The 2,839-nt window shown below is 75.7% G+C and carries 1 protein-coding gene and 1 pseudogene; both read left to right on the forward strand.

From position 1 onward, the window contains the following. A pseudogene (locus tag PKE44_RS17705) lies at positions 1–2,644 on the forward strand (hypothetical protein); the annotation flags it as partial. Then, positions 2,641–2,839, forward strand: a 199-nt coding sequence (locus tag PKE44_RS17710; RefSeq protein WP_324553900.1) for a hypothetical protein, incomplete at its 3' end; no start/stop codon positions are given. The pseudogene PKE44_RS17705 and the gene PKE44_RS17710, both read left to right, overlap by 4 nt.

A 2,839-nucleotide genomic window follows, 5' to 3' on the forward strand; every position in this document is an offset into this window, starting at 1 on the left:
CTGGGCCAGCCTCGAAACCGCGCCGGCCGGCGCGCCGCTGCCGCGCGCCTGGCTGAGCCTGCCGGCTCCGGACGGCACGCTGCCGCTGTGTGCGAACCTGCCCGCGCACCTGCATCTGCGCCTGCTGCCGGTGCGCGCGAGCGAGTTCTCGCCGGCCCTCGCCACTGCGCAGGCGCGCGGCCTGCTGCAGCTTCGCGACGGCCGCGCCGATCACGTGCATCTGCTGCTCGCGATCCCGGACGCCGACTACCGGCCGGATCTGCTGTCGATCCCGGCCCCGGACACCCCGACGCTCGATGCGCTGTATCGCGCCTGGCTCTCGGCGCAGCGCGCCTGGGCGGCGGCGCGCGAGGTGCGCGAGCAGCTGTGGCGCGTGACCGACGAGGACCGGACCTCGCTCGGCGACGACGTGCTCGCGGCGCTGCTGCCCGATCCCGATCCGGTCGAGCCGGCAGCCCCGGCCGAACCGGCGGCGCTGCTCGCCGCGCTCGCCCAGCGCCACGCCGGGGAGACGCTGACGGCGCCGCCCGGCTACGCAAGCTTCGGCGCGTGGTCCGAAGCCCATGCCAACGACGGCGGACCGGCCGCGGTCGGCTTCACCGGCAGCGGGGCGCGCATCCGGCTCGCGCGCGCGGCGACGCGGCTGGTGCAGCTGCAGCGCAGCCTCGCGGCGCGCACCGACCGGCTCGACGGCATCCGCGACTTCCTCGGCCGGCTGCGCCAGCAGCTCGATGCGCACACCGGCTCGCTGGCGGCGCTGTCCGGCGGCGTCGCGAGCGACGGCAGCGGCCTGCGCATCGCGCGCTGGCTGCCCTACGTCAGCCTGACGGCCCCGGCGACGACGATCGCGGCCGCCGCCACGCCGATCGCAGACGCCCGGACCTTGAGCTTCGAACTGCCGCTCGCCAACGCCGCGCCGATCGCCGAGATCGCCGTGCGCCCGAGCTTCACGACGACGCTGTTCGAAACCCAGGGCGTGCAGGCGGCCGGCGTGCAGCAGCGCTTCGATCGCGTGCTCGCAAGCGGCGGCGGCCTGAACCAGCAGATCCGCGACACGCTCGCGCAGATCCCGCGCGCGGCCGAACCGGCGACCCCGGCGGCCTTTCAGGCGCAGAGCGCCGATTACGGCGTGATCCGCCACGTGCTGCCCGAGGTCTACGCGCTGCAGGACGCCGGCAGCAACCTCGCCGGGCTGCGCGACGAGATCAATGAACGCCTGTTCCCGGACCGCCCGCCGCCGAACAGCGACCGCCCGAGTCCGCGCCTCGACTCGAGCGCGATCCGCCGGCTGTACCTCGACGTGCCGGCCACGCAGCGCTATCCGCGCCTGATCGAACTCGGCCGTCACCTGCACGCCGACACGACGCTGCTCGAACGGCTGCGCACGCGCATGGAAACCGCGATCCGCCGTCGGCTGCAGGAGATCGAGCAGCAGAAGGCGCTGATCGCGCGGCTGCAGCGCGAGATCGCCGGGCTCGAAGCCGGACTGGCCGCGCGCCGCCCCGAACTCGATGACACGGCGCGCAGCTACGCGATGGCGCAGGCGCTGACTGCCGATGACTGGGCGCGCGTGGCCGGGGCGCGCCGGCAGCGGCGCCGGGTACTCGCCTCGGCGCGCGGCTTCGGCTACGTGCGGGCGCTGCCGTGGACGATCACGCAGCGCCCGGCCCCGGCCGTCGCGCTCGCTGTCGTCGACGGCGACGAGCTGGTGCCCGGCCTGACGCAGGCAGCGGCCGAAACCCTGCCCGAAGCGCTCGCCGAGTTTGCCGAGGCGCTGTTCGAGGTGCCGGTCGGCGAATGGCGCAGCCTGCGCGGCCTGCTCGTCGAACTGCCGCAGCGGCGCGTGCTCGACGAGGCCATCGTGCTGCGCGCGCAGCGCCTGGGGCTGCGCAGCCAGCGCACGACCAGCAGCGGCCCGCGCTATGCGGGGCTCGAACGCGCGAGCCGCGCGCTGTACGCGCAGGCCGCAGTCCTCGTGCCGGTCGATGCGGCCGTGTCGCTGCAGCGCCAGCGCGAACAGGCAGCGCGCGCGTATTCGCTCGAAGACGCGCTGCACGGCCCGCCCGGCCGCCTGCGCCGCGCGGCCGAGGCGCTGCGCGCGAAGCTCGAACCGGCCCTGCGCGCCGCGGCCTACTGGAGCCGGCGGCTGCCGGCCCCGCTGCTGCTCGAACTCGCCGATCGCGCCGACGAAGGCACGCTCGACACCGCCCATCCCGAACGCTGGCCGGCACCGCCGGCCGGCAGCTCCGAGACCGTGCTGACCGACTGGCAGCGCTGGCAGGCGCTGCTGCGCTGGCTGAACGCGCAGCTGCCGGAGCCGGCGCCGACCGGCCGCGCCGCGCTCGATCACCTGCTGCGCGCGCTGCTGCTCGCCGCCGCCCATGGCGATCTCGCGCTCGCCACCGGTGGCCGGGTCGCAGCCGGCGCGACGCTGCGCCCGGGACAGACGCTGCGCCTGACGCTGGAGCGCGAACTGCGCCCCGGCACGCGGCTGGAGCTGCGCGACGCGCAGCAGCAGCTGGTCGGACGGCTGCAGCTCGATGACATCGACGCGCAAGGCCTCGCCAGCGCCCGCATCGTCGAGGCGCTGACACCGGGCGTCGCGGTGACGACGGCGTTTCGCGTCTCCACCAGCACCTCATGAACCCGGCGACAGCGACAAGCAGCACGACGATCGGCCGGCTGCGGCTGCGCAGCGATCCGGCGCACGCCCCGGCGCTGCGCACGGCGCTGGAACTCGCCGACTGGCCGCAGCCCGAAGGCGACGCGATCGTGCTGGTGCGGCGCATCGTCGTGCGCGGGGCCGCGGCCAGTCGGCGAGTTCCAGCGCCGTGCGCAG

The sequence above is a fragment of the Plasticicumulans sp. genome (assembly GCF_035331805.1).
In the GTDB taxonomy this organism is placed as follows: Bacteria; Pseudomonadota; Gammaproteobacteria; order Competibacterales; family Competibacteraceae; genus Plasticicumulans.